Genomic DNA, 22,558 nt, shown 5'->3' with positions numbered 1-22,558 from the left:
ATGAGGATTCAGGGGGTTAGATTTCGCACCAGCCAAAAGGTGGGCTGGCCACATTCTGTAATGTGCTCATTAAGTAAACAATCGGTTGACTTGTCTTCCGGCATTAGGGTAAAACACAGCGTTCATTCGCAGAATGAAGAGTCGGTGAACGCGGTTTTCCGGCGTTAATGTTTAACAACAGCGGTGCATTATGCAAGTTTTCATTATGCGTCACGGCGATGCGGCATTGGATGCGGCTAGTGATTCGGTAAGACCTCTGACTCATTGCGGCTGCGATGAGTCCCGCCAGATGGCGGACTGGCTCAATGGACAGACGGTGGATATTGAACGTGTGCTGGTCAGCCCTTATTTACGCGCTGAACAGACGTTGAGCACGGTACGTGAAGGGCTTAACCTGCCTGAACAGCAGGAGGTGCTGCCGGAACTGACGCCGGGTGGCGATCCCGCCCAGGTGGCGGCCTATCTCCAGGTACTGGCAAACGAGGGCGTCAAGGCCGTGCTGGTCATCTCGCATCTGCCTCTGGTGGGCTATCTGGTTTCTGAGCTTTGCCCACAGGAAGCGCCGCCGATGTTTGCGACTTCCGCCATCGCCTGCATCGCCTATGATGCTGAAAGCGGCAGCGGCAAGCTGGAATGGCAGGTTAGCCCCGCCAAGCTTGCCCGGGCCATCTGAGGCCCCGCGGGCCGGTCCCTTCCGGCCCGTTCTCTTCGTTTCTGAGGCTTCTTACCGGCGCTACGGCAGTTCGGGCGGAAGCCACTCCTCCACTTCGATCAGCACCAGCAGGGCCGCATCTCCCCCAAACAGCTTCGGCGCCTGATGAAAAGCCATCACCATCGGGTGCTGGGCCAGCCAGAGCGGCGTCTGCTGTTTCAGCACATGCTTGCCATGCCCGTGCATCACGCTGGCGCAAAAAATATGTTCACGGCGGCAGGCGGCAATCAGCGCGCCGAGCTCTTCCTTAGCCTGCTTTTGCGTCAGGCCGTGCAGATCCAGAAAGATCTCCGGTGTATAGTCCCCGCGACGCAGTTTTTTCAGCTCATAATGGCTGACGTCGCTGCGGACGTATCGTACCGGGCCTTCCTCCGCCAGCAGCGGCTGAAATTCATCTGAAAAATAGTGACTGTTATCCATCTGCTCTGAAAGCAGGCGTTTCTGGGGAACTTCCGACGTTTTTTTTCGCTGAGGCTTATGGACGATAGTGTCCTGCGTCAGCTTACGGGTGCCGCTCATCAGTCCGCGAAACAGCGCCTGATCTTCCGGACTGAGATTCTGTTTTTTACTCATTGAATTATCTTTTTCCGCTCTTCCGGCGCGCGACGGCTCAGTGCCGCTTACATTTTTTCCAGTTTACCCTGACTTTCGCCGATGAAAAACAAATGTCAGCTTTTTCACCCCGCTGCGCTGAATTTAATGGCACTTCATGGCAAACTAGCTGCCGAGTTTCTGCAAGGCCTGTGGAGGGCACATTGGACAAAATTTTCGTTGATGAGGCAGTCAGTGAGCTGCATACCATTCAGGATATGCTGCGCTGGTCGGTCAGCCGTTTTTCCGCAGCCGGACTCTGGTACGGTCATGGCACCGATAATCCCTGGGATGAAGCCGTTCAGCTGGTGCTTCCGACGCTCTATCTGCCGCTTGATATCCCGGAAGATATGCGTAATGCCCGCCTGACCTCCAGCGAGCGCCACCGTATTGTCGAGCGTGTAATCCGCCGCATTAACGAGCGCATTCCGGTTGCCTACCTCACGCATAAAGCCTGGTTCTGCGGTCATGAGTTCTACGTTGATGAACGCGTACTGGTGCCTCGCTCGCCGATTGGTGAGCTGATCAACGAACGTTTTGCCGGCCTGCTTCCCCATGAGCCCCGCTACATTCTCGATATGTGTACCGGCAGCGGCTGCATCGCCATCGCCTGCGCCTATGCGTTTCCGGAAGCGGAAGTGGATGCGGTGGATATCTCAACGGACGCGCTGGCCGTCACCGAGCAAAATATCGACGCGCACGGTCTTCAGCATAACGTCACCCCGATTCGCGCCGATCTTTTCCGCGAACTGCCTCAAACGCCTTACGATCTTATCGTGACTAACCCTCCTTATGTGGATGGCGACGATATGGACGACCTGCCCGATGAGTATCGTCACGAGCCGGAGCTGGGTCTGGCGGCGGGCAGCGATGGCCTGAAGCTGGCACGCCGGATTCTGGCTAATGCGCCTGACTATCTGAGCGAAGAGGGTGTACTGATTTGCGAAGTGGGTAACAGCATGGTGCATATGATGGAACAGTATCCCGACGTGCCCTTTACCTGGCTGGAATTTGCCAACGGCGGCGACGGTGTATTTATGCTGACCCGCCAGCAGATTGTTGACGCGCAGCACCATTTCAGCATTTATAAAGATTAAAATCCTTTTCAGGGCGTCAGGATTGCCGCCGGGCTGTGGTCTGTCGGCAGGCGCAGCGCCTTTTTCAGAATCACTCAGGAGTTCAGATGGCTGGTAATACGATTGGGCAGGTCTTTCGCGTCACTACCTTTGGGGAATCCCACGGGGTGGCGCTTGGCTGTATTGTTGATGGTGTGCCGCCAGGTATTCCTCTGACCGAGGCCGATCTCCAGCACGATCTGGATCGCCGTCGTCCCGGCACTTCACGTTACACCACCCAGCGTCGTGAACCCGATCGGGTCAAAATTCTGTCCGGCGTCTTTGAAGGCGTCACCACCGGAACCAGCATCGGCCTGCTGATTGAGAATACCGACCAGCGCTCTCAGGATTATGGCGAGATCAAGGATGTGTTTCGTCCCGGCCATGCAGACTATACCTATGAGCAGAAATATGGCCTGCGTGATTACCGGGGCGGTGGGCGTTCTTCAGCCCGCGAAACGGCAATGCGCGTTGCCGCTGGCGCTATCGCCAAAAAATATCTGGACATGAAGCACGGTATTAAAGTTCGCGGTTATCTGGCGCAGATTGGCGACGTGAGCTGTGAACTTAAAGCGTGGGATCAGGTGGAGCAAAACCCGTTTTTCTGTCCCGATCCGGATAAACTCCCGGCGCTGGATGCGCTGATGCGTGCGCTGAAAAAAGAGGGTGACTCCATCGGTGCCAAAGTGGCGGTGATGGCGGAAAACGTGCCGGTCGGCCTCGGGGAACCGGTATTTGACCGGCTGGATGCCGATCTGGCCCATGCCCTGATGAGCATCAATGCGGTGAAAGGGGTGGAGATTGGCGACGGCTTTGCGGTGGTTAATCAGCGCGGCAGCGAACACCGGGATGAAATCCGGGCTGACGGCTTCCAGAGCAATCACGCGGGCGGCATTCTGGGCGGTATCAGCAGCGGGCAGCCGATTCTGGCCACCCTGGCGATGAAACCCACGTCCAGCATTACCGTGCCGGGCAAAACCCTCAATCGCTTTGGTGAAGAGGTGGAGATGATCACCAAAGGGCGACACGATCCCTGCGTCGGCATTCGTGCCGTGCCGATCGCGGAAGCGATGATGGCGATTGTGTTAATGGACCATCTGCTACGCCAGCGCGCTCAAAACGCTGACGTGCAAACGACGATCCCGCGCTGGTAACCATGAAAAGAGCCTGTTTTCTGCTGAGTGCGCTGCTGTTCACCACGGCTTCGCTGGCCGCCACGCCCTGGCAGTCAATTGAACGGCCTGTCAGCGGTCAGCCCCAGTCGATCGGTGCTTTTTCTAACGGCTGTATTATTGGCGCGCAGGCGCTGCCGCTGGATGCGCCGGGTTATCAGGTGATGCGCCAGGATCAGCGTCGCTATTTTGGCCATCCCGATCTGATCCTGTTTATTCAGCGGCTCAGCACCCAGGTACATAACCTCCAGCTGGGTCAGGTCATGATCGGCGATATGGGGATGCCTGCTGGCGGACGTTTCAGCAGTGGACATGCCAGCCATCAGTCGGGGCTGGATGTGGATATCTGGCTGCAGCTGCCAAAAACCCGCTGGACGCCGCAGAGGCTGCTGAAACCTCAGCCGCTGGATCTGGTTGCGGCCAGTGGAAAAAACGTGGTGGCACGTCACTGGCAGCCTGAAATTGACAGCCTGATCAAGCTGGCGGCGAAGGATGAAGCGGTTACGCGCATCTTCGTCAATCCGGCAATAAAAAAACAGCTCTGCGCCGATGCCGGTGCGGATCGTGACTGGCTGCGTAAAGTACGGCCATGGTTTGGGCATCGCGCGCATATGCATGTGCGTCTCCGCTGCCCGGCAGGAAGCCTGGAGTGTGAAGAGCAGACGCCGCCGCCGCCGGGCGATGGTTGCGGTGCCGAGTTGCAAAGCTGGTTTGCGCCACCTGCACCCGGCAGCGGTGCGCCGGTGAAGCGCGAGCCGCCGCCGCTGCCGCCATCCTGTCAGGCGCTACTGGATAAACACCTTCTTTAGGAAAATAACATGGATTGGTTTGTCGTCAGCCCGCTGCTGGTCGGGCTGCTGTTTTTAGTGGCCATGCTGGCGGGCTTTATCGATTCCATCGCCGGTGGCGGTGGCCTGCTTACCGTCCCGGCGCTGATGTCCGCCGGGCTTTCCCCGGCGCAGGCGCTGGCGACCAATAAGGTGCAGTCCGTTGGCGGCTCGTTCTCTGCCAGCCTCTATTTTGTCCGGCGTAAAGCGGTGGATTTGCGCGAGCAGAAGCTCAACATCGCGATGACCTTTATCGGATCGGTGGCTGGTGCCATTTTAATCCAGCATATCCAGGCAGATCTGCTCAGGCAGGTTTTGCCGCTGCTGCTGATTGCCATCGGCCTCTACTTTTTGCTGATGCCAAAAGTGGGCGAAGAAGATCGTCATCGCCGCCTGCACGGACTGCCTTTTGCGCTGGTGGCGGGGGGCTGCGTCGGTTTTTACGATGGATTCTTCGGACCCGGCGCTGGCTCCTTCTACGCGCTGGCGTTTGTCACGCTCTGTGGCTACAACCTGGCGAAATCGACCGCCCACGCTAAGGTCCTTAACTTCACCTCAAACCTCGGCGGTCTGCTCTTCTTTATGCTGGGTGGCAAAGTGGTCTGGGGAACCGGGTTAATCATGCTGGTAGGCGCTTTTTGCGGCGCCAGGCTCGGCGCGCGCATGGTGCTGAGTCGTGGGCAGACGCTGGTCAGGCCGATGGTGGTCATCGTCTCGGCGATCATGAGCGCCAAGCTGCTCTGGGACAGTCATGGCGTGGCGATCGCGCTCTGGTTCCACCAGCTCTTTGCCAGATGATTCAGCCCGGAAAAGTGGATACGTCAGACGCTTAGTGTCACAATTGCGCAGTTTTTTTATTTTGCAGAACAACAATGATGAACGCTTCACACCATTATTCGCAGCTGACTGATATTTTCGATCGCTGCTTTTTTCATGATTTTCAGACCCGCCTGATTAAAGGCGAGGATGAACCGATCTATCTTCCCGCAGATGAAGAGGTGGATTACCACCGCGTCATTTTCGCCCACGGCTATTACGCCAGCGCGCTGCATGAAATATCGCACTGGTGCATTGCCGGTGAGGCACGCCGTAAGCTGGTCGATTTTGGCTACTGGTACTGTCCTGATGGCCGTGACGCGGCGACGCAGAGTCAGTTTGAGTCGGTGGAGGTGAAGCCTCAGGCGCTGGAGTGGCTCTTTTGTGTTGCCGCAGGCTTTCCCTTCAACGTAAGTTGTGACAATCTCAGCGGAGATTGTGAGCCCGATCGCGTCGCATTTCAGCGAAAGGTTCACGCTCAGGTCATGACCTACCTGGAACAGGGGATACCCGCCCGGCCTGCGCGCTTTATTGCAGAACTCTGCACTTTTTACTCAACTCCCCCGCTGACGCCAGCACAGTTTCCCTGGCCGGAAGATCTGTGATGAACGGGGGAACAATGGAGAACGATATGATCGATGAATTTGAAGCGCGAATCCTGGCACTGATTGACGATATGGTCGAGCACGCCAGCGACGATGAACTCTTTGCCAGCGGCTATCTGCGCGGGCATCTCACGCTGGCGGTGGCGGAGATTGAGCAGTCGGGTGAACATACTCCGGAGGCGTTGCAGATCCAGGTACAGCGAAGCCTGCAGAACGCCATCCAGGCGGGCGAGCTATCTCCCCGCGATCAGGCGCTGGTTATCGGCATGTGGGACAATCTTTTCCTTCAGGCACGCCAGTCCGCCTGAAAGACGCGGCGGGGTATGCTCCGCCGCCGTCAGTTTTGTGGCTCAGCAGAGGCTGACCACTCGCTAATTGACCGCTTTCCCTTTCAGTAATCGTCTTACCCAGTAGCGGTTAGGGTGAAGGGCCGCCAGCGTCTCCCGATCCAGCGGTACCGGTTCACCGCAAAGCCCGGCAGCCAGTATTTCCGCCGCCAGCGGCCCGCTGCATAATCCTCTGGAACCCAGCGTTCCCAGCACAAACAATCCCGGATGGACCGGCGCGGCTTCGGCTTGTTCCTGGTTGTCCTTCAGACTGGCATACTGCGACAGCGTGCGATCGTAATCGGGCAGTGGGCCGACCGTCGGCAGATGGTCGCGGGTCGCGCAGCGTACGCCGCAGCGGGCCTCGCCGCCGCTGACGTCCACGTCATTTACCCACTCCGCCTCCGGCAGGCAGCGGCGAAGCCTGTCGAGGTTTTCCTGCTGATCTTCTTCACGGTAAACGGCGGTGCTCTCACCACGATGGTAGCTTGCCCCCAGGCAGTGCGCCTGGTTAGCGGGATTGGCCGGTGTCATATAGCCTTCGTAGCAGATTACCTGTCTCAGCTGACGCAATACTGGCGTGGTTGGTACATGACTGACCTGCCCGCTGACGGCATAGGCGGGAAGCTTTTCGCTTTGCGCCAGCGAGGCGAGTTCGTGGCCGGTGGCCAGCACCACGTTAGCATGCCTGGCGTCGGGCCGATCGCAGAAACTTAGCTGCCAGCCTTCCTCAGCAGATGTAAGCGAGGTCAGCCGATGCTGCCAGTGCGTCCTGAGTCCCTGCGCTTCGGCCAGCTGGAAGAGGGCGGTGGTAAGCTGAGCCGGGGAAAGCCAGCCGCCAAGCGGGTAAGTAATGCCGCCACAGCCAGTGGTCACGCCGCAAAGTGCTTCGGCTTCCGCCTGGCTGACACCGCGTGCAATACTTTCCGGCAGGCCCATCGCCAGCATCTTGCTGATTTTCGCCGCGCTTGACTCATTCCAGCCTAACTGGGTGACGCCGCACCACTCATGATCGTAGGTGACCTCCAACTGATCTAACAGGCGGCGGGCAAAGGTGAACGCTGTCGGAAAAAAGGCGGCCAGCGCCGGATCGTGCTGGTTCAGCAGCGGGTAGAGCGCCCCCTGACGGTTACCGGATGCATTGGCTGCCGGCCCGGCATCGGCGCAGTAGAGGGTTACCTGCTTACCGCGACGCAGCAGCGCCAGCGAGAGCAGAGCGCTGGCGATACCGCCACCGATAATTGCCATCTCATCGCCTGTCGCTGCTGGCCGCGCGTACCAGGGCGCCTGCGGTTTTACGTTAACCGGATGATGCATCACGCCGCTCAGCATATGCCGTTTAGGGCCGAAACCACCGCGCTTTTCCACGCTAAAGCCCGCCTCAATCAGCCCGCGACGGACGAAGCCTGCGGCGGTGAAGGTCGCCAGCGTACAGTCCTGGCGCGCCATTTTCGCCATGCGGACAAAAAGGTCAGCCGTCCACATATCAGGATTTTTTGACGGCGCGAAGCCATCAAGGAACCAGGCATCGACCTGCTGGTTCAGACTGTCATCAAAATCATCAATAAGCTGATTAATATCCCCAAACCAGAGATCGAGCGTAATGCGCCCACCCGCCAGCAGCAGACGGTGACAGCCGGGCAGCGCCTCTGGCCATTGCGCCTGGAGCGCGGCAGCATAGCTGGCCAGCGCTGGCCAGCGGGCATGAGTGCTGATTAAATCGTTCAGATTAAGCGGATATTTCTCACAGCTGATAAAATGTAAACGTTGTAACTTTGCGCCGGGCTGCTGCTGGTGGAAGCGATCGAACGCCTGCCAGAGCACCAGAAAATTAAGACCAGTCCCAAAACCGGTCTCCGCTACAATAAAAAGATCGCGCGTATGGTCAGCGAAACGGTCAGGAAGTTGATTGCCGCCGAGGAAAACATGCCGCGTCTCCTCCAGGCCGCTTTCGTCAGAGAAATAGACGTCGCCAAAGGCTCGGGATACAGGTGTACCCTGTTCGTTCCAGCTCAGTTCAGCATGCGTAATGGGGGAGGTTTTCACAGCAAATGCTCGGTTATCAGGCGGTGCAGCGATTGTAACGGTGTGAGCCAGAGCACGCAAATTTACAAAAGTATCCCGCTGATCGGACTTGTTCGGCGTACAACTGTAAGCTAAAGTGTCCCCGAATCCTAATATAAGAAGTGATGAGGTATTGAATGAAACGTGCAGTGATTACTGGCCTGGGTATCGTTTCCAGCATCGGTAATAACCAGGAGGAAGTTCTTGCGTCATTACGCGAAGGCCGCTCCGGTATTACCTTCTCTCAGGAACTGAAAGATTCCGGCATGCGTAGTCACGTCTGGGGTAACGTCAAACTGTCTAAAGACGAAATCTCCAGCCTCATCGACCGCAAAGTACTGCGTTTTATGAGTGATGCGTCCATTTATGCGTACATCTCTATGCTGGAAGCAGTAAAAGATTCCGGCCTGACCGACGAACAGTATCAGAACAACCCGCGCGTTGGTCTGGTGGCGGGTTCCGGCGGCGGTTCGCCGTTCTATCAGGCAGCCAGCGTTGACGGCATGCGGGCGAAAGGCCTGCGCGGCGTGGGGCCTTATATGGTGACCAAAGCGATGGCTTCCGGCGTTTCTGCCTGCCTGGCGACCCCGTTTAAGATCCATGGCGTGAACTACTCTATCAGCTCCGCCTGCGCCACTTCAGCGCACTGCATCGGCAACGCTGTAGAGCAGATCCAGCTGGGCAAACAGGATGTGGTGTTTGCAGGCGGCGGTGAAGAACTGTGCTGGGAAATGTCCTGTGAGTTCGACGCCATGGGCGCGCTCTCCACCAAGTACAATGAAACGCCAGAAAAGGCGTCCCGTACTTACGATACCAACCGTGACGGCTTCGTCATTGCTGGCGGCGGCGGTATGGTCGTGGTGGAAGAGCTGGAGCACGCGCTGGCGCGCGGCGCGCATATCTACGCTGAAGTGGTCGGCTACGGCGCGACTTCTGACGGTGCGGATATGGTTGCTCCTTCAGGTGAAGGTGCGATGCGCTGTATGCGTCTGGCGATGCAGGGTGTTGATACGCCAATCGACTACCTGAACACCCACGGCACCTCCACACCGGTGGGCGACGTGAAAGAGCTGGGCGCTATTCGTGAAGTGTTCAGCGACAGCACGCCGGCTATGTCAGCCACTAAAGCGATGACCGGCCACTCGCTGGGCGCCGCAGGTGTGCAGGAAGCGATCTACTCGCTGCTGATGCTGGAGCATGGCTTCATCGCGCCAAGCATCAACATTGACGAGCTGGACCCGGCGGCGGAAGGCCTGAATATCGTCACCAAACCGACCGAACAGAAGCTGAAGACCGTCATGTCCAACAGCTTCGGCTTCGGCGGCACCAACGCCACGCTGGTTATGCGCAAGCTGTAATCACCGCGCGGATAAAAAAGGGATGGCTTATGGCCATCCCTTTTTGCTTACTGGTTAGCTGAAGGATAATCCGGGCCTGGCCATAAAGATGCAAAAAGCCTCATCCGGCAAACGCCGGCCCGCGCTCTTCATGGCATGAGATGCCTCGCTTTCAGTACCAGTTCCCCCCACGTTGCCTGGACACCAGCCTGACGGAAAACCCATACACAGCCGTGTACGCTATTCATCGCGTAGCTGTTTGCCCACATTACCGCCCGGATGCACGGTCAGTAAACGTTCTTTGCCGAAACCGCTGCGGGTCATCAGATCGGGAAGCATTCCGTCAAAGAGCGCCAGCACCACCATAATCGACGTTGTCGCCAGCATATTGAGCGGATCGATCTCCCTGACGGGCGGGGTAATCAGCCGCAGCTCTGCCGCCTGGGCCAGTGCGGAGGCCGGGTTTTCCGTGACGCAGATAAGCGGCGTCCCTTTCGCCTTAATGGCGGGCAGCAGACGCGCCAGTTCGTCTGAATTGCCGCCTCTTGAGATCATAATTAACAGATCCTCGCCACGTAAAAAGCCTATATCACCGTGGGCCGCATCAGCCGGATTCAGCCAGACAGCCGGTTGCTCAATACAGGCCAGCATATGGGCGATTTTACGCGCCGCAACACCGGACGTGCCAACACCGGTAACGGCGATTTTGCCTCTGCAGCTGGCGATCCGATCGCAGATGGCATGCCACTGCTGGCGATCGATACTGTGCGCCAGCGCGGCCAGGGTACGACTGTAAACCTGCCAGCTTGTGCAGGCCTGTTGCCAGGCTCGATCCTCTTTCATCACGCCTCCTGCATCATCTGCCGGTACTTCATATAATCATGATACATCTCGCGGAACACCCGATACTTGCGATCGTAGTAGCGCTTGATTTCGTTGGTCTGCGGCGTGACGGTTTTGCCCGCCCGGCTCATGGCATTCATCGCCTCCGGCAGCGTTTCATACAGGCCGGCGGCAACGGTGCCCAGCATCGCGCTTCCCAGCAGCATCGCCTCGCTCTCCTCCGGCAGCAGCATGGCGCAGCCGGTCGCGTTGGCATGTTCCTGCACAAAAACGGGGTTTTTGGTGCCGCCGCCGCTGGCCATAATGGTGTCGATGCTGTAGCCGCTCTGGTTCATGGTCTCGATAATATGTCGGGTGCCCAGCGCGATAGCCTGAATCGTGGCGAGATAGTGCAGCGCCATATCTTCCGGCGTACGTGACAGCTTCAGGCCGGTCAGGATCCCCGTCAGATTGGGGTTGGCGCGCGGTGAACGGTTGCCATGAAAGTAGGGCAGCATATGGATATCGCGGGTCAGGAAAGCGATATTCTCCGGTTCACCGGCCATCCTTCGCAGCAGATCGTTCAGAACTTCATAGATCGTTTTGTCCTGGGATTTTCCCTGCTCGCGAAGCTGCGCATAGCAGGGATGTGACTGGATTATATGGTCAATCAGCGCGCCGGTCGCCGACTGCCCGCCTTCATTAAGCCAGAAATCGGGCAGCACCGCCGAAAAGTAAGGTCCCCAGACGCCTTTAATAAACCGGGGCGCACGGGAAATGGCCATATGGCCGGTTGAGGTGCCGCCAATCAGCGCGATGCGACGGTCAAAGTCGGCATGTTCACCAGATGCGCCCGACGCGCCCAGCGTCCCGAGGCTGCCGGCATGCGCATCTATTACCGAAACGCTGACCGCCGTGCCAGGCAGCAGGCCCATTTCTGAGGCGGCGCGCTGTGTCAGACCATGCCCCAGCGGTTCGCCCATCGTTTTCACCTCGCTGCCGATTTTTGCCGCATCGTGCGCCAGTAAATCCTCCAGGCCGATCTGGTGAAAATAGCTCTCATCCCAGCGTTTCTCATGGCCCATATAGGTCCATTTACAGACCAGCGAGCAGAGTGAGCGGGTGGCATCCTGGGTGGCCCGCCAGGTCAGAAAATCCGGCAGATCGAAAAGGTGGCCAATATTCTGCCAGCTGTTCGGCATATGTTGCTTCAGCCACAGCAGTTTCGGCGTCTGCATCTCAGGTGAAATCACGCCGCCGACATATTCCAGCACCGGGTGCTGCGTTGCATTGATCCGCTCAGCCTGCCCGATCGCCCGGTGATCCATCCAGACGATAATATTCTGCTCGCTACGGCCAGAAGGGCTCACCGTCAGCGGCTTGCCTTCTTTATCCAGCACCACCAGCGAGCAGGTGGCATCAAATCCGATCCCTTTGATCTGCACCGGATTTATATTGCTCTGATTAACGGCATCCCGTACTGACTGGCAGACCGCCTGCCAGATATCTTCAGAGGATTGCTCAACAAAATCAGCTTGCGGACGAAACAGCGCAATTTCACGACTGGCCTGGCCCATCATGCGTCCTTTGCAGTCGAAGATGCCTGCCCGTGCGCTGCCGGTTCCCACATCCACACCCAGATAATAACTCGTCATAGTTAAGCCTCGTCCATCAGGTTCTGCGATTTTGCAATGCGATAAACAGGATAAGCACACCGCCCCAGAGCGCCATCGTCAGATAACTGCTCACGCCCAGCAGGTTCAGTCCGCTTTCCAGCATCTGTAAAACGATCAGCGCCAGCACCAGGCCGATAACACGTCCAAAACCGCCGTCGGGATTGACGCCGCCCAGCACCGAAGCAAGGATGGTAATCAGCAGCCAGGATTCGCCGTAGCCCGCCTTGGCTGAGTTAAACATCGACATCATCAGCAGGGCCGCTCCCCAGCTCAGCAGCGCTGAGAGAATATAGACGGTGACGATAACTTTTACGGTGGAGACGCCGCTAAAGCGGGTTGCCTGCTCGTTCGAGCCGAGCAGATAGATAGTGCGCCCCAGCGTGGTCTGCTCCAGTACCACCCAGAGGCCAAAGGCGATCGCCAGAAACAGCAGTAGCGCGAAAGGAATGCCGAACAGGTCGCCATTACCAAGGAACTGGATCAGCGGGGGAAAGCCGGAGATCACCGCGCCGTTAGTCAGCAGAATATTCAGCCCGGTAATCAGCGTCATAGTGCCCAGCGTGGCGAGAATCGGCGAGACGCCAATTACCGCAATCAATAAGCCGTTTACCGTACCAATCAGCGCCGCCAGCAACGCGCCCGCCAGCAGGGCCAGCAGCAGATACTGAGGGCCGGGATAAGCGACGATAATGGCCGCCATCAGCAGCGAGCAGGCGTTGGCGCTGGCGATAATCGACAGGTTTATACCGCCGGTGAGCATGGTCAGTCCCATGCCAAGCGCCAGCAGGCCGAGCACCGGCAGCTGCGTGGCGATGGACTGAAAGTTTCCGGCACTGAAAAAGCGTCCTCCCAGCGTCAGGGAAAACAGCACCATCACCAGCACGATCATCAGTAACTGCAGCCGGATAATCCGGTCGCCAGGCAGGATTTTAGTCAGCGCGATCATGCTATATCCCCTTTACCAGTTTACGTTTTTCATTCCACGCGGTGGCGCTGACGCCGGCCAGAATGATCAACCCGCTCAACACCGTATGCCAGTAAGACGAAATCGCCATCAGCGTCAGGCCGTTTTGCAGAAATGCCAGCAGCAGCACGCCCAGCAGCGTACCCAGCAGCGATCCGCGTCCGCCGGTCATACTGGTGCCGCCCAGTACCACGGCCGCCAGCACGGTCAGCTCGTAGCCCACCAGCGAGTTTGGCGCAACGGACTGGGTGGTCTGCGCCTGTACAACCGCGGCCACGCCCGCCAGCAGGCCCATATAGCCATAGACATAAAAGTGCAGCCTCAGGAGATTCATGCCCAGCCGTGACGCGGATTCCCGGTTGCCGCCCATGGCGTAAATCTGCCTGCCCAGCCGGGTGTAACGCATCATTACGCCGGTAAAGATAAATACTGCCAGCAGGCTGAGAAGGGGCAGCGTCAGGCCATATTCGTAGCCGTCCGCGGCGGTGAAAGAGAACCCGTTCACGCCGGTCATAAACCAGTCGGGAAAACCGTATAGCCAGGTGCCGTTGGTCAGCCAGACCAGCAGACCATAAAACAGGTTCAGCGTGGCGATGGTGATAATAATGGCGGGTACCCGTAGGAAGTAAACCAGCGCACCGTTGATCAGTCCGAGCGCCAGACCGCAGCCCATCGCGACGGCGAACACCATCAGGAAGCTGCCGCCGTGCGCCAGCATGACGCTGGCCATCACATATTGCGCAATCGCCGTCATTGCCGGAAAGGAGATATCGATACCGCCCGCAATCAGCACCACAAACAGCCCGCAGGCGAGAATGCCCAGGATAGCGTAGCTGGTGGCGACATCGGTCAGATTGCCCAGCGTCAGAAATTCACCGGTACGCAGGCTCAGCCCGAGCCCCAGCAGCAGGAGCAGCATGCCGAGCCAGAATTCGTGATGGCCAGTCAGATGACGTAATTTCTTATTCATTCACCACCTCTGCAATTTCTTCTTCCCGGCACTGATGTGGCGCAAAGCTGGCCACCAGTTCGCCTTTACGCATCACCAGCACGCGGTGGCTGTTGTACCAGGCTTCGGGGATCTCATCGCAAATCATCAGCACCGCCATGCCAGAATCGGCCAGATCGCGGGCAATACGGTAAATCCCCTCTTTATTAGCGATATCGACCCCAACGGTGGGCGAATCCAGTATCAGCACCCGTGGCTGCGTGGCGACCCATTTACCAATCGCCACGCGCTGGGCATTGCCGCCGGAGAGCGTCTGCACGGGAAGCTGACTGTCTGAGACTTTGATATTCAGTTGACGAATCAGCGTCGCGACCTGATGGCGGGCTTTGTGGCGATCGAGCAGACCAAAGCGGTTATGCAGGCGGTTAAATACCGGCACCAGCAGGTTGTCAAAAATGGGCTGCGCCATAATTAATCCGTGCGTCTGCCGATCTTCAGAAACGTAGGCGATACCGTGACGTATCGCATCACGGTTGCTGCGTAGCGTAACCGGTTTGCCCGCAATCCGAATCTCGCCGCTGTCGGGTTGGGTCATGCCGAACAGCGACAGACAGAGTTCGGTACGGCCCGCGCCCAGCAAGCCGACGACAGAAACGATCTCACCACCACGCAGGCTGAGATTTACCGACTGATATTCCCCTTTGCGCGTCAGATTTTTGATCTCCAGCAGCGGTGTTTCGCTACTGTCGGCGCGGTGGGGAAGATGACTGAAGGCAAAACGCTGCCCGGTCATCAGGAACGCGAGCTCGTCGCTGTTCAGTTCGCTGGCGGGCCAGGTACCGACCAGCTTGCCGTCGCGTATCACGCTGATGCGATCGGCCACTTCCATCACTTCATCCAGCTTATGGCTGACAAAGACCACGCAGATACCGGCCGCTTTCAGCTCGCTGACCACCCGCAGTAGTCCGTTGACCTCGTTTCTGGTCAGTGAGGCGGTTGGCTCATCCATGATCACCAGGCTGGCATCGGCAGCCAGCGCCCGGCAGATCGCGACCAGCTGCCGGTCAGCGATTGACAGTTTTTCCACCTTACGATCGGGATCGATCGCCACGCCGATGCGCTGCATGGTGCTGACAGCCAGCTCACGCATCTTGCTGCGTCTGACCCAGAAGCCGCCGCCGGGCAGATAGCGGTGCACCGCTATATTTTCCGCCACGGTCAGATTAGGGAACAAAGAGAGATCCTGGTAGATCACCTGTATGCCGTAAAATGCTGAAAGCGAGGGCGAAAGGTGGGGGAAAAGCTTGCCGTGAATACCAATATGCGCGCCCTTATCAGGCTGATAGACGCCGGAAATCACCTTAATCAGCGTGCTTTTGCCGCAGCCATTCTGACCGGCCAGACAGTGTACTTCTCCTTTATTTAACATCAGGTTGATGTCGTCCAGCGCCAGCACGCCCGGAAAGGATTTGCTGATATGCTCAAGCGAGAGAAAAGGTTGTGACATGCGTTCGCTCCTCAGAAGTGGCGTTGCCGCAGACCGCAGGCAGGCCGTTCAGCCTGCGGCGTAGCCTTTGTTCAGGTCATCAGAAGCCGAGCGTTTTGGCGTTATCGTTGGTCACTTCCAGAATCCGGTTAAAGCGGATCACATGGTTCTCCATATCCACATCGGCTTTGCCCAGCCCTTCAATGGTCAGGTCGCTGTCAACCTCTTTGCCGTCGAGAAGCTGGTCGGCGAGACTTACCAGGGCGAAGCCCGCATCTTTTGGATCCCACAGCAGCACTTTTTTGATATCGCCACTGGCGAGATAAGGCGCTGCCTGGGCAGGCATGGCGATGCCGACGACGGCGATCTTGTTCTTCGCTCTTTTACTTTTCACCGCCTGTCCGGCACCAATCGGGCCCAGCGAGCCGAAGCCAATAATGCCCTTCAGGTCAGGCCAGGTACGCATCAGATCGAGCGTGGTGGCGTAGGATTTATCAATGCTTTCAGCGACCGGCAGGCGGGAGGTCACCTCGTGCATATCGGGGTATTTCTTTTTCTGCCAGGCGATTGCGGCATCTGCCCAGGCGTTATGCAACGGAACGGTCAGGGAGCCGACATAAATCGCGTAACCGCCTTTGCCGCCCATCGCCGCGGCGAGCTCATCCATATTTTTTTCGGCATATTTCTGGCTGTCGATGGTTTCCACATCCCACTGGCCGACAGGCTGATCGGGTGATTCATGCGTCAGCACCACGATGCCCCGATCGCGCGCTTTTTTGAGTACAGGCTCCAGCACCTTCGCATCATTGGGAACCACGATGATTGCATCTACTTTTTTGGCGATCAGGTCCTCAATGACTTTAACCTGCTGAGCCGGATCGGGCGTGGAACCGCCGACCTGATAAGCGTTAACGTCAAGTTTGGTTGCCGCCTCTTTCACGCCAACCTCCATACGAGTGAACCAGGGGATGCCGGTCACTTTCGCCACAACGGCGATATCATGTTTTTCTGCCGCAAAAGAAGGTGTCGTAAAGACCATGCATGCAGAAACCACACATGCATTCAGTAATGCGAGGTTAAATTTCATAGCAATACCTTTATTATCAGGTGCGGGAAGTCCGCAGTGTTACCCGCTGGTGTCGGCTGTTCGGGTCTGAGAGCACATGGCCGGAGCCACAGAGGCAAGATAGCAAGCGGCCGGCTTACCGGAAGCTGTCAGGTTAATGAAATGTGACTTGTGATTATAAATGTTAACTTAAGTGGTATATTAGGTTAATAATTTGTTTAATTTGACCCATTAGGCGGAAGTTTACGCCATGATTTGAGGTGAGTGTGTTAAAAAAAGGCCTTTTTGATAACATTAATGTAACAACTAGCGTGCACGTGGATTTGTCCGGCCAGTTGCGCGGTGCGGGGACGCCAAAAGCGGTGATTTTGTTGTCGAAAAGGTGAACTGCATCCTTTTAACTTTCGTTACCGGGCAGCGGAGGAGGACGGTTTGCTGAAATCCATTTTCGTTATTAAGTTACACGACCGTCTTCCTGAACCCATAGGAAGCGATCTGTCCGTTTGAGGAATTATTTTCCGTCGTCGGGACAACGTCTCACAAATCGGAACTGGCGCAGGTAGCAGGCGGTTAATGCGATGATAAATGATGCTGCAAAACGCGGCTTTGCCTGCTGCACTCCCGGACTTTTCACTTAAACGTTAAGTTTAATCATCGGCTGAAACATTCGGGGAGCATACGCAGGGCGAAACGCTTTTCATGAGAATTGCGGGTCAGCTTGGAAGATGTACAGGCTCAGTAGCCAAGGCGCGCCAGCTTACTCACTGCCTGCACGATCTCCGTACGCTGCAGGGAGGAGAACCCCAGAAGCCAGCCTTCATGCTGCGGCTTTCCGGCATAAAGCGGCGAGAGGCGGGGTAAAATCAGTCCGGCTGCACGGGCTTCTTCAGTCAGCCGTTGCTCACCGCCTTTTGGCAGCGTCACTGTCAGCTGTAGTCCGCTTCCCTGGCCGAAAGGGACGACGTGCTCACCTAACTTGGTTGTCAGTTCAGCCAGTAACAGCTCGCGTCGGCTGGCGTACAGTTTACGCATCAGCCGCAGGTGAGCCTGAAAATAGCCGTTATTGATAAAATCTGCCGTCACGGCCTGCATCAATTGTGCGCTGTGCCCATCCATCATGCTGCGTAACTGACAGAGCGGTGCCACCAGCGACGGGGGAACGACCAGGTAAGCCAGCCGGAGTGAGGGAAAGAGCACTTTAGAGAAGGTGCCCAGATAGAGCGTGCGCCCACTTTTATCCAGCCCCTGCATGGCGGGCATCGGCTGGAGATCGTAGTAAAACTCGCTGTCGTAATCGTCTTCAATCAGCCAGCAAGCCCGGCGGCGGGCATAGTCCAGCCAGGCTAAGCGGCGCTGGAGGCTCATTGTCACGCCGACAGGATACTGATGTGAAGGTGTCAGATAAGCCAGCCTGGGCGGCGGAGCATCGGGCAGAATAGCGCCCTCACCGTCGATAGCGATACTTTTCAGCGCGGCGCCAGCGCTGATAAAAGCATTACGGGCACCGGGATATCCCGGCTCCTCCATCCAGACCTCATCGTTGTCATCGCACAAAAGCAGCGCGATCATCTGCAACGCCTGCTGGGAGCTGGTCAGAATCATCACTTGTTCCGCGCTGCACTGGACGCCGCGGGACTGCGCCAGATAGCCAGCCACCGCTTCGCGGAGCGCAGGCAATCCCTGGGGATCGCCATAGCGCATCAGCGCTTCAGAGTAATGCCGCAGTCGCTGAGCGGTCAGCCGCCGCCAGATATCGTGAGGAAAGGCCCGGAGATCGGGCGAACCGGAGGCAAAAGCCTGTGGAAAAAGCGGATCGCGGCAGCCACCCGTTGCGACAATCTGCTTTCCTCTGGCTGAGAGCGGAATCTCCACGGAGGAGTGCGGCTTTCTGGTGCGCGGCGGCTCCGGCAGCGAAATGGCGACAAAAGTGCCTTTGCCGCTTTTTCTTATCAGATAGCCTTCGCTTTCAAGCTGGGCATAGGCTGCCTCAACCGTCACCCGTGACAGGCTGAGGTCAGCGGCCATCAGTCGGGATGAAGGCAGACGCTCGCCCATCCGTAGCGCGCCGCTGCCGATAAGCTGGCGCAGCGTGACGCAGAGTTTTTCCCGTAGCGTCTGGGCCTGCAGAGAAGTAAATAAAGCAATGATCGGGGCTGCGACAGGTGACATAGTGGTCTTATCAATACTCTTAAATGGGTCTTATCGCTAAGGCCAGTTAACCTTATTATGGCGACACTGACAACCTGAAGGAGTATTTATGACTATCTCATCTGCCGTCTTACAGTTTCCTCCCCACAGCGCGCCGCAAAGTGAAGCCCTGCTGCGCGATAAGCTGGCCCATTATGCAGATGCCTGGGACGTGGCCCAGGATCTGGCGAACGGGATTACCGAAATCGTGGTGATTGATACGCGTTCGGTGGCGCAGTACCAGGCCGGGCATATCTGCGGCGCGGTCAGCTTCCCGCACCGGACCATGAACACAGAAACGCTCAGCGTCCTGGCGAGCGATAAAGTCTATATCACCTACTGCGATGGCATTGGCTGCAACGGCTCGACCAAAGGCGCCTGGAAACTGGCTGCCGCTGGCTTTCGCGTTAAGGAGTTGATTGGCGGGCTGGACTTCTGGCTACGCGACCATCATCCGGTCACGCAGGGTGACGCGCAAGGTGAGTGGCCGCCCGTTTCTGCATTAGCCGGGTGCGGTTGCTGACCGCGCTCAGAGGAAAATCCACAGCAGGAAAATCACCAGCACCACCACCGCAAACACGGTAAAGGCTGGACGGTTGACGATTGGCTGTAGCACCTGCGGGACGTAGCCAAACAGCGGGGCGGCGATCGGATGAGGATTGATCTCGCTTGCCGCCAGCGGTAGCTCCCGGACTCTTTCGGCACGGCGGGCAAACAGCAGATTGAGCAGATCCTGCGCCTGTGCCGAGGTCAGCGGAGCCTGCGGCGGCAGCTGGAAGCGCTGCTGGCTGGCTTCCTCCAGCATCTGCTGTTCGGCATGATCCGGCGGTACTTTCAGCGATGAGAGCAGCAGGGGCAGCGTCGGTGCAGGATGCTGGTTAAGCGTCTGGCTGACCTGGAGATACTGAGTCAGCAGCGGGAAAAAGCGAGAGGGGATCGGATCGCCGCTGTGCAGATTTACCACTTTCAGCACCACGGACCAGAGTTTAACCGGCTGCTCGCCGGTGGTGGCGGCCAGCCGGGCGATCTGCTGGTTAAGCGTATGATGTTCCGCAGGCAGCAGGGTACGATCGGTGATACGGTTCTGCTGAGGCTGAGGAATGGCCATCTGTCCGTTTTGCAGCATCGTCAGCACCTGACGCATCTGGTCGGGATTCAGGGAGCTGAGCACCGTATGCCCAAACTGCTGACGAATAAAGTCACTGACCGCCTGACGATTATTACCCGCCGGCAGCAGGTCGCTAAGCTGTTGAAAAAGCTGGCGTGTGGCGTGGGAATTCTGCACCTGTGTCAGGCGGCTGTTAAGGAACTGCTCGGCGGCCGGATAGTGGCGGGAAAGCAGGCCAGCATCATTTTTGACACCCACCTCGTGGCGAAGCCCCGCCCATAGCTCCGGTGCTTTCAGATTGCTCAGCGACATGATTTTAACAATCAGCCTTTCAAGCGTGGTGCGCTGTGCTGGCGTCAGCGGCTGATCGCCCGGTGCGGAGCGGGCGACGCCGGGCGGCAAATCAACCGTAGGACGATCGCCGGGGAGAGGCGTGCCGGGGCCACTGAGAGGTTGCATGGCAAAGATCCTTAACAAAAGGGCAAATCCGGGGCCGCCGGAACTAAGATGATTCTCTATGATAACAATCCCGCCCTGCGATAGGTAGTGGCGGCGGGGCTGGTGGGGGAATTATTTTATGCGTTCAAAAAGTGCGAGGCCGGGAAACCCGACCTGCGTCTGTTAATAAAGTGAGCATGCAAAAACCGCATTGCGGGGAGCGTCTTCCATAACCTTTGGCTGAAGATGCCGGGTCAGATAGAGTCTGGCTGGATTTTAGCTTGCAGAGCCGAAACCGGCCTGGCAGCGTCCTGCGACTGCCAGGCCTGTAACTTTTTAATCGGCGACAGTAGGAACCGGCCTGCGCTGGCAGCGTTTCCAGATAAACGGCACCACCAGAATGGCGACCGCCAGGAGCAGTAACACCTTACTGATTGGACTTTCCCACAAAATTGGCAGGTTGCCGTTACTGATGGAAAGGGCACGGCGAAGGTTTTGCTCAAGCATTTCTCCCAGCACGAAGCCCAGGATCAGTGGCGACATAGGAAACTCCATCTTGCGCAGGATATAACCGAAGACGCCAAGCCCGACCATCAGCAGCAGATCGAAGGTTGTGCTGTGTACCGCATAGACGCCGACGGCGGAGATAGCCGCGATGGTCGGTACCAGAAACCAGAGCGGAATGGTCAGCATTCTGGCGAAGATATTGATCATCGGGATATTCATGATCAGCAACATAACGTTGCCGATCAGTAGCGCAGCAATCAGTCCCCAGACGATATCCGGTTGTTCAGTAAACATGGCCGGGCCTGGCGTAATGTTGTAGAGCGTCAGCGCGCCCACCATCACCGCCGTTGTCCCGGAGCCGGGAATACCGAGCGTCAGCATAGGGATAAATGAACCGCAGGCGGAGGCATTGTTAGCCGCTTCCGGCGCGGCCACGCCGCGAATATCGCCTTTACCGAAGGTTTCGCCGCCGCTGATTTTTTTCTCGCTCATATAGGCGATTGCGCTGGCAATGGTGGCACCAGCGCCCGGCAGAATACCGACGAAGAAGCCGATAAAGGCGCTGCGGAAAGTGGCGCCAGTACACATGGCCGCTTCTTTCAGGTTAAACATCATGCGTCCGCTGGCCCGCACCGCTTTCTGTCCGCTGCGGGTCGATTCCAGCATCAGCAGGATTTCACTGACCGAGAAAAGACCAATCACCACTACCACGAACTGAATGCCGTCTGACAGATGGACGCTGTCAAAGGTGAAGCGGTAAACGCCGGTATTGGCATCCACGCCGACCGTCGCCATGCCAAGCCCAATCAGCGCGGCGAGGAAAGATTTCAACGGGTTCTGGCTCATCATGCTGCCCAGACAGGCAATGGCGAAGACCATCAGCGCGAAATATTCCGCCGGCCCAAAGGCCAGTGACCAGTTCGCCAGAATAGGGGCGAACAGAATGATGCCGAGAATCGCGATGGTAGAGCCGATAAACGAGCTGACCGCAGAGATGGAAAGCGCCACGCCCGCCTGGCCTTTTTGCGCCATCGGATAGCCGTCCAGCGCCGTCATAATGGCACCCGCATCGCCCGGTACGTTAAGCAGTATTGAGGAGATACGGCCGCCATACTCGCAGCCGATATAGACGGTTGCCAGCAAAATCAGCGCAGATTCCGCAGGCAGATGTAAAGCAAAGGCGAGCGGCATCAGAATCGCCACGCCGTTAATCGGCCCCAGCCCCGGCAGCAGGCCGACAATGGTGCCGATAAAGCAGCCGATCAGGGCAATCATCAGGTTGGTTGGCGTCAACGCGACCGCAAACCCCTGCATCAGAAACGACCAGGTTTCCATGATGTTCTCCGTTAGCTCAGCCAGCGGCCGAGTGGTAAAGTCACTTCAAGCAGGCGGTCAAAGGCGTAAAACAGCGCCACGCCCATAATCACGCCAGAGATTGCCGCCGCCCACCAGCGTGCGCCGAACAGCATACCGACGCCGAAGGTCAGTAAAATCGTGGCCAGTGGAAAGCCGAGGCTCTCGAACAGGACACCGTAGGCGAAAAGAATGACGATCAGAGCCAGCAGGCGCCAGAGCGTATTGCGGGTCGGCCAGTGGATGCTGTCCGGTTTACGCAGCAGCAGGCAGAGCGCGCATAACGCCATCAGGCCGAGAATGATCATCGGAAAGGGTCTCGGCCCGACCGGCTCATAGCTGTAATCGCTCTGGATCCCCCAGCCGATAACCATCCCGGCCACGCAAAGCCCGAGCCAGACGGCTGCAAAAATACGATCGCTCATGGCGCGCTCCTC

The 22,558-nt window shown here is 57.6% G+C and carries 21 protein-coding genes; 9 read left to right on the top strand and 12 right to left on the bottom strand.

Annotation, left to right across the window (positions count from 1 at the left end):
• Nucleotides 1–190: 190 nt before the first annotated feature.
• Nucleotides 191–673 (top strand): phosphohistidine phosphatase SixA, encoded by a 483-nt coding sequence (sixA, locus tag EA20_RS0101895; protein ID WP_024965224.1) that lies wholly within the window; start codon nucleotides 191–193, stop codon nucleotides 671–673.
• A gap of 60 nt (nucleotides 674–733) precedes the next feature.
• On the opposite strand, the gene smrB is transcribed toward sixA, so the two are convergent.
• Nucleotides 734–1,285 (bottom strand): endonuclease SmrB, encoded by a 552-nt coding sequence (smrB, locus tag EA20_RS0101890; RefSeq protein ID WP_024965223.1) that lies wholly within the window; start codon nucleotides 1,283–1,285, stop codon nucleotides 734–736.
• A 182-nt stretch (nucleotides 1,286–1,467) separates the two neighbouring features.
• Here smrB and prmB point away from each other — a divergent pair, with 182 nt between their 5' ends.
• From prmB to EA20_RS0101860, 6 genes are all read left to right on the top strand, one after another.
• Complete coding sequence (prmB, locus tag EA20_RS0101885) at nucleotides 1,468–2,400, top strand: 50S ribosomal protein L3 N(5)-glutamine methyltransferase (RefSeq protein WP_024965222.1); 933 nt, start codon at nucleotides 1,468–1,470, stop codon at nucleotides 2,398–2,400.
• 86 nt (nucleotides 2,401–2,486) lie between these two features.
• A complete protein-coding gene (gene aroC, locus EA20_RS0101880) occupies nucleotides 2,487–3,572 on the top strand; it encodes a chorismate synthase (RefSeq protein WP_024965221.1) in 1,086 nt (361 codons plus the stop codon).
• Nucleotides 3,573–3,574: 2 nt separating this feature from the next.
• Nucleotides 3,575–4,399, top strand: coding sequence for a penicillin-insensitive murein endopeptidase (gene mepA / locus EA20_RS0101875; protein ID WP_024965220.1), 825 nt, complete (start codon nucleotides 3,575–3,577; stop codon nucleotides 4,397–4,399).
• A 9-nt stretch (nucleotides 4,400–4,408) separates the two neighbouring features.
• Nucleotides 4,409–5,215, top strand: a complete 807-nt coding sequence (locus EA20_RS0101870; protein ID WP_024965219.1) for a sulfite exporter TauE/SafE family protein — start codon at nucleotides 4,409–4,411, stop codon at nucleotides 5,213–5,215.
• A gap of 77 nt (nucleotides 5,216–5,292) precedes the next feature.
• Nucleotides 5,293–5,838 carry an elongation factor P hydroxylase gene (locus EA20_RS0101865; RefSeq protein ID WP_024965218.1) on the top strand — a complete coding sequence of 182 codons (546 nt, stop codon included), beginning with the start codon at nucleotides 5,293–5,295 and terminating at the stop codon, nucleotides 5,836–5,838.
• A 26-nt stretch (nucleotides 5,839–5,864) separates the two neighbouring features.
• Nucleotides 5,865–6,146, top strand: coding sequence for a YfcL family protein (locus EA20_RS0101860; RefSeq protein ID WP_024965217.1), 282 nt, complete (start codon nucleotides 5,865–5,867; stop codon nucleotides 6,144–6,146).
• 63 nt (nucleotides 6,147–6,209) lie between these two features.
• Here EA20_RS0101860 and mnmC read toward each other — a convergent pair whose 3' ends face one another.
• Nucleotides 6,210–8,210 (bottom strand): bifunctional tRNA (5-methylaminomethyl-2-thiouridine)(34)-methyltransferase MnmD/FAD-dependent 5-carboxymethylaminomethyl-2-thiouridine(34) oxidoreductase MnmC, encoded by a 2,001-nt coding sequence (gene mnmC / locus EA20_RS0101855; protein WP_024965216.1) that lies wholly within the window; start codon nucleotides 8,208–8,210, stop codon nucleotides 6,210–6,212.
• Nucleotides 8,211–8,365: 155 nt separating this feature from the next.
• Here mnmC and fabB point away from each other — a divergent pair, with 155 nt between their 5' ends.
• Nucleotides 8,366–9,586, top strand: a complete 1,221-nt coding sequence (gene fabB / locus EA20_RS0101850; RefSeq protein WP_024965215.1) for a beta-ketoacyl-ACP synthase I — start codon at nucleotides 8,366–8,368, stop codon at nucleotides 9,584–9,586.
• A 219-nt stretch (nucleotides 9,587–9,805) separates the two neighbouring features.
• Here the strand turns inward: fabB and EA20_RS0101845 are convergent, their stop codons facing one another.
• From EA20_RS0101845 to EA20_RS0101815, 7 genes are all read right to left on the bottom strand, one after another.
• Nucleotides 9,806–10,408, bottom strand: coding sequence for an SIS domain-containing protein (locus EA20_RS0101845; RefSeq protein WP_024965214.1), 603 nt, complete (start codon nucleotides 10,406–10,408; stop codon nucleotides 9,806–9,808).
• Nucleotides 10,408–12,042, bottom strand: coding sequence for an FGGY-family carbohydrate kinase (locus tag EA20_RS0101840; RefSeq protein WP_024965213.1), 1,635 nt, complete (start codon nucleotides 12,040–12,042; stop codon nucleotides 10,408–10,410). Before EA20_RS0101840 ends, EA20_RS0101845 begins: the two co-directional genes overlap by 1 nt.
• A 16-nt stretch (nucleotides 12,043–12,058) precedes the next feature.
• Nucleotides 12,059–13,009, bottom strand: coding sequence for an ABC transporter permease (locus EA20_RS0101835; RefSeq protein ID WP_024965212.1), 951 nt, complete (start codon nucleotides 13,007–13,009; stop codon nucleotides 12,059–12,061).
• Between the two features lies 1 nt (nucleotide 13,010).
• Nucleotides 13,011–13,997, bottom strand: a complete 987-nt coding sequence (locus EA20_RS0101830) for an ABC transporter permease (protein WP_024965211.1) — start codon at nucleotides 13,995–13,997, stop codon at nucleotides 13,011–13,013.
• Nucleotides 13,990–15,483, bottom strand: a complete 1,494-nt coding sequence (locus tag EA20_RS0101825) for a sugar ABC transporter ATP-binding protein (protein ID WP_024965210.1) — start codon at nucleotides 15,481–15,483, stop codon at nucleotides 13,990–13,992. Before EA20_RS0101825 ends, EA20_RS0101830 begins: the two co-directional genes overlap by 8 nt.
• A 79-nt stretch (nucleotides 15,484–15,562) precedes the next feature.
• On the bottom strand, nucleotides 15,563–16,549 hold the full coding sequence (locus tag EA20_RS0101820) for an autoinducer 2 ABC transporter substrate-binding protein (RefSeq protein WP_024965209.1): 987 nt from the start codon (nucleotides 16,547–16,549) through the stop codon (nucleotides 15,563–15,565).
• A gap of 714 nt (nucleotides 16,550–17,263) precedes the next feature.
• Complete coding sequence (locus EA20_RS0101815) at nucleotides 17,264–18,697, bottom strand: PLP-dependent aminotransferase family protein (RefSeq protein ID WP_024965208.1); 1,434 nt, start codon at nucleotides 18,695–18,697, stop codon at nucleotides 17,264–17,266.
• A gap of 88 nt (nucleotides 18,698–18,785) precedes the next feature.
• Between EA20_RS0101815 and EA20_RS0101810 the strand changes: the two genes are divergently transcribed.
• On the top strand, nucleotides 18,786–19,238 hold the full coding sequence (locus EA20_RS0101810) for a rhodanese-like domain-containing protein (protein ID WP_024965207.1): 453 nt from the start codon (nucleotides 18,786–18,788) through the stop codon (nucleotides 19,236–19,238).
• A 6-nt stretch (nucleotides 19,239–19,244) separates the two neighbouring features.
• Here the strand turns inward: EA20_RS0101810 and flk are convergent, their stop codons facing one another.
• From flk to EA20_RS0101795, 3 genes are all read right to left on the bottom strand, one after another.
• Nucleotides 19,245–20,282: a flagella biosynthesis regulator Flk gene (gene flk / locus EA20_RS0101805; protein ID WP_024965206.1), complete on the bottom strand. Its 1,038-nt coding sequence runs from the start codon at nucleotides 20,280–20,282 to the stop codon at nucleotides 19,245–19,247.
• A gap of 315 nt (nucleotides 20,283–20,597) precedes the next feature.
• The gene (locus EA20_RS0101800) at nucleotides 20,598–22,103 is read right to left on the bottom strand and encodes a tripartite tricarboxylate transporter permease (RefSeq protein ID WP_024965205.1); all 1,506 of its coding nucleotides are present in this window, start codon (nucleotides 22,101–22,103) and stop codon (nucleotides 20,598–20,600) included.
• 11 nt (nucleotides 22,104–22,114) lie between these two features.
• Nucleotides 22,115–22,546, bottom strand: coding sequence for a tripartite tricarboxylate transporter TctB family protein (locus EA20_RS0101795; RefSeq protein ID WP_024965204.1), 432 nt, complete (start codon nucleotides 22,544–22,546; stop codon nucleotides 22,115–22,117).
• Between the last annotated feature and the right edge of the window lie 12 nt (nucleotides 22,547–22,558).

The sequence above is a fragment of the Pantoea sp. IMH genome (assembly GCF_000599885.1).
Taxonomy (GTDB): Bacteria; Pseudomonadota; Gammaproteobacteria; order Enterobacterales; family Enterobacteriaceae; genus Erwinia.
Note: the sequence above shows the minus strand (reverse complement) of the source record. Positions and strands in the feature narration are given on the sequence as shown.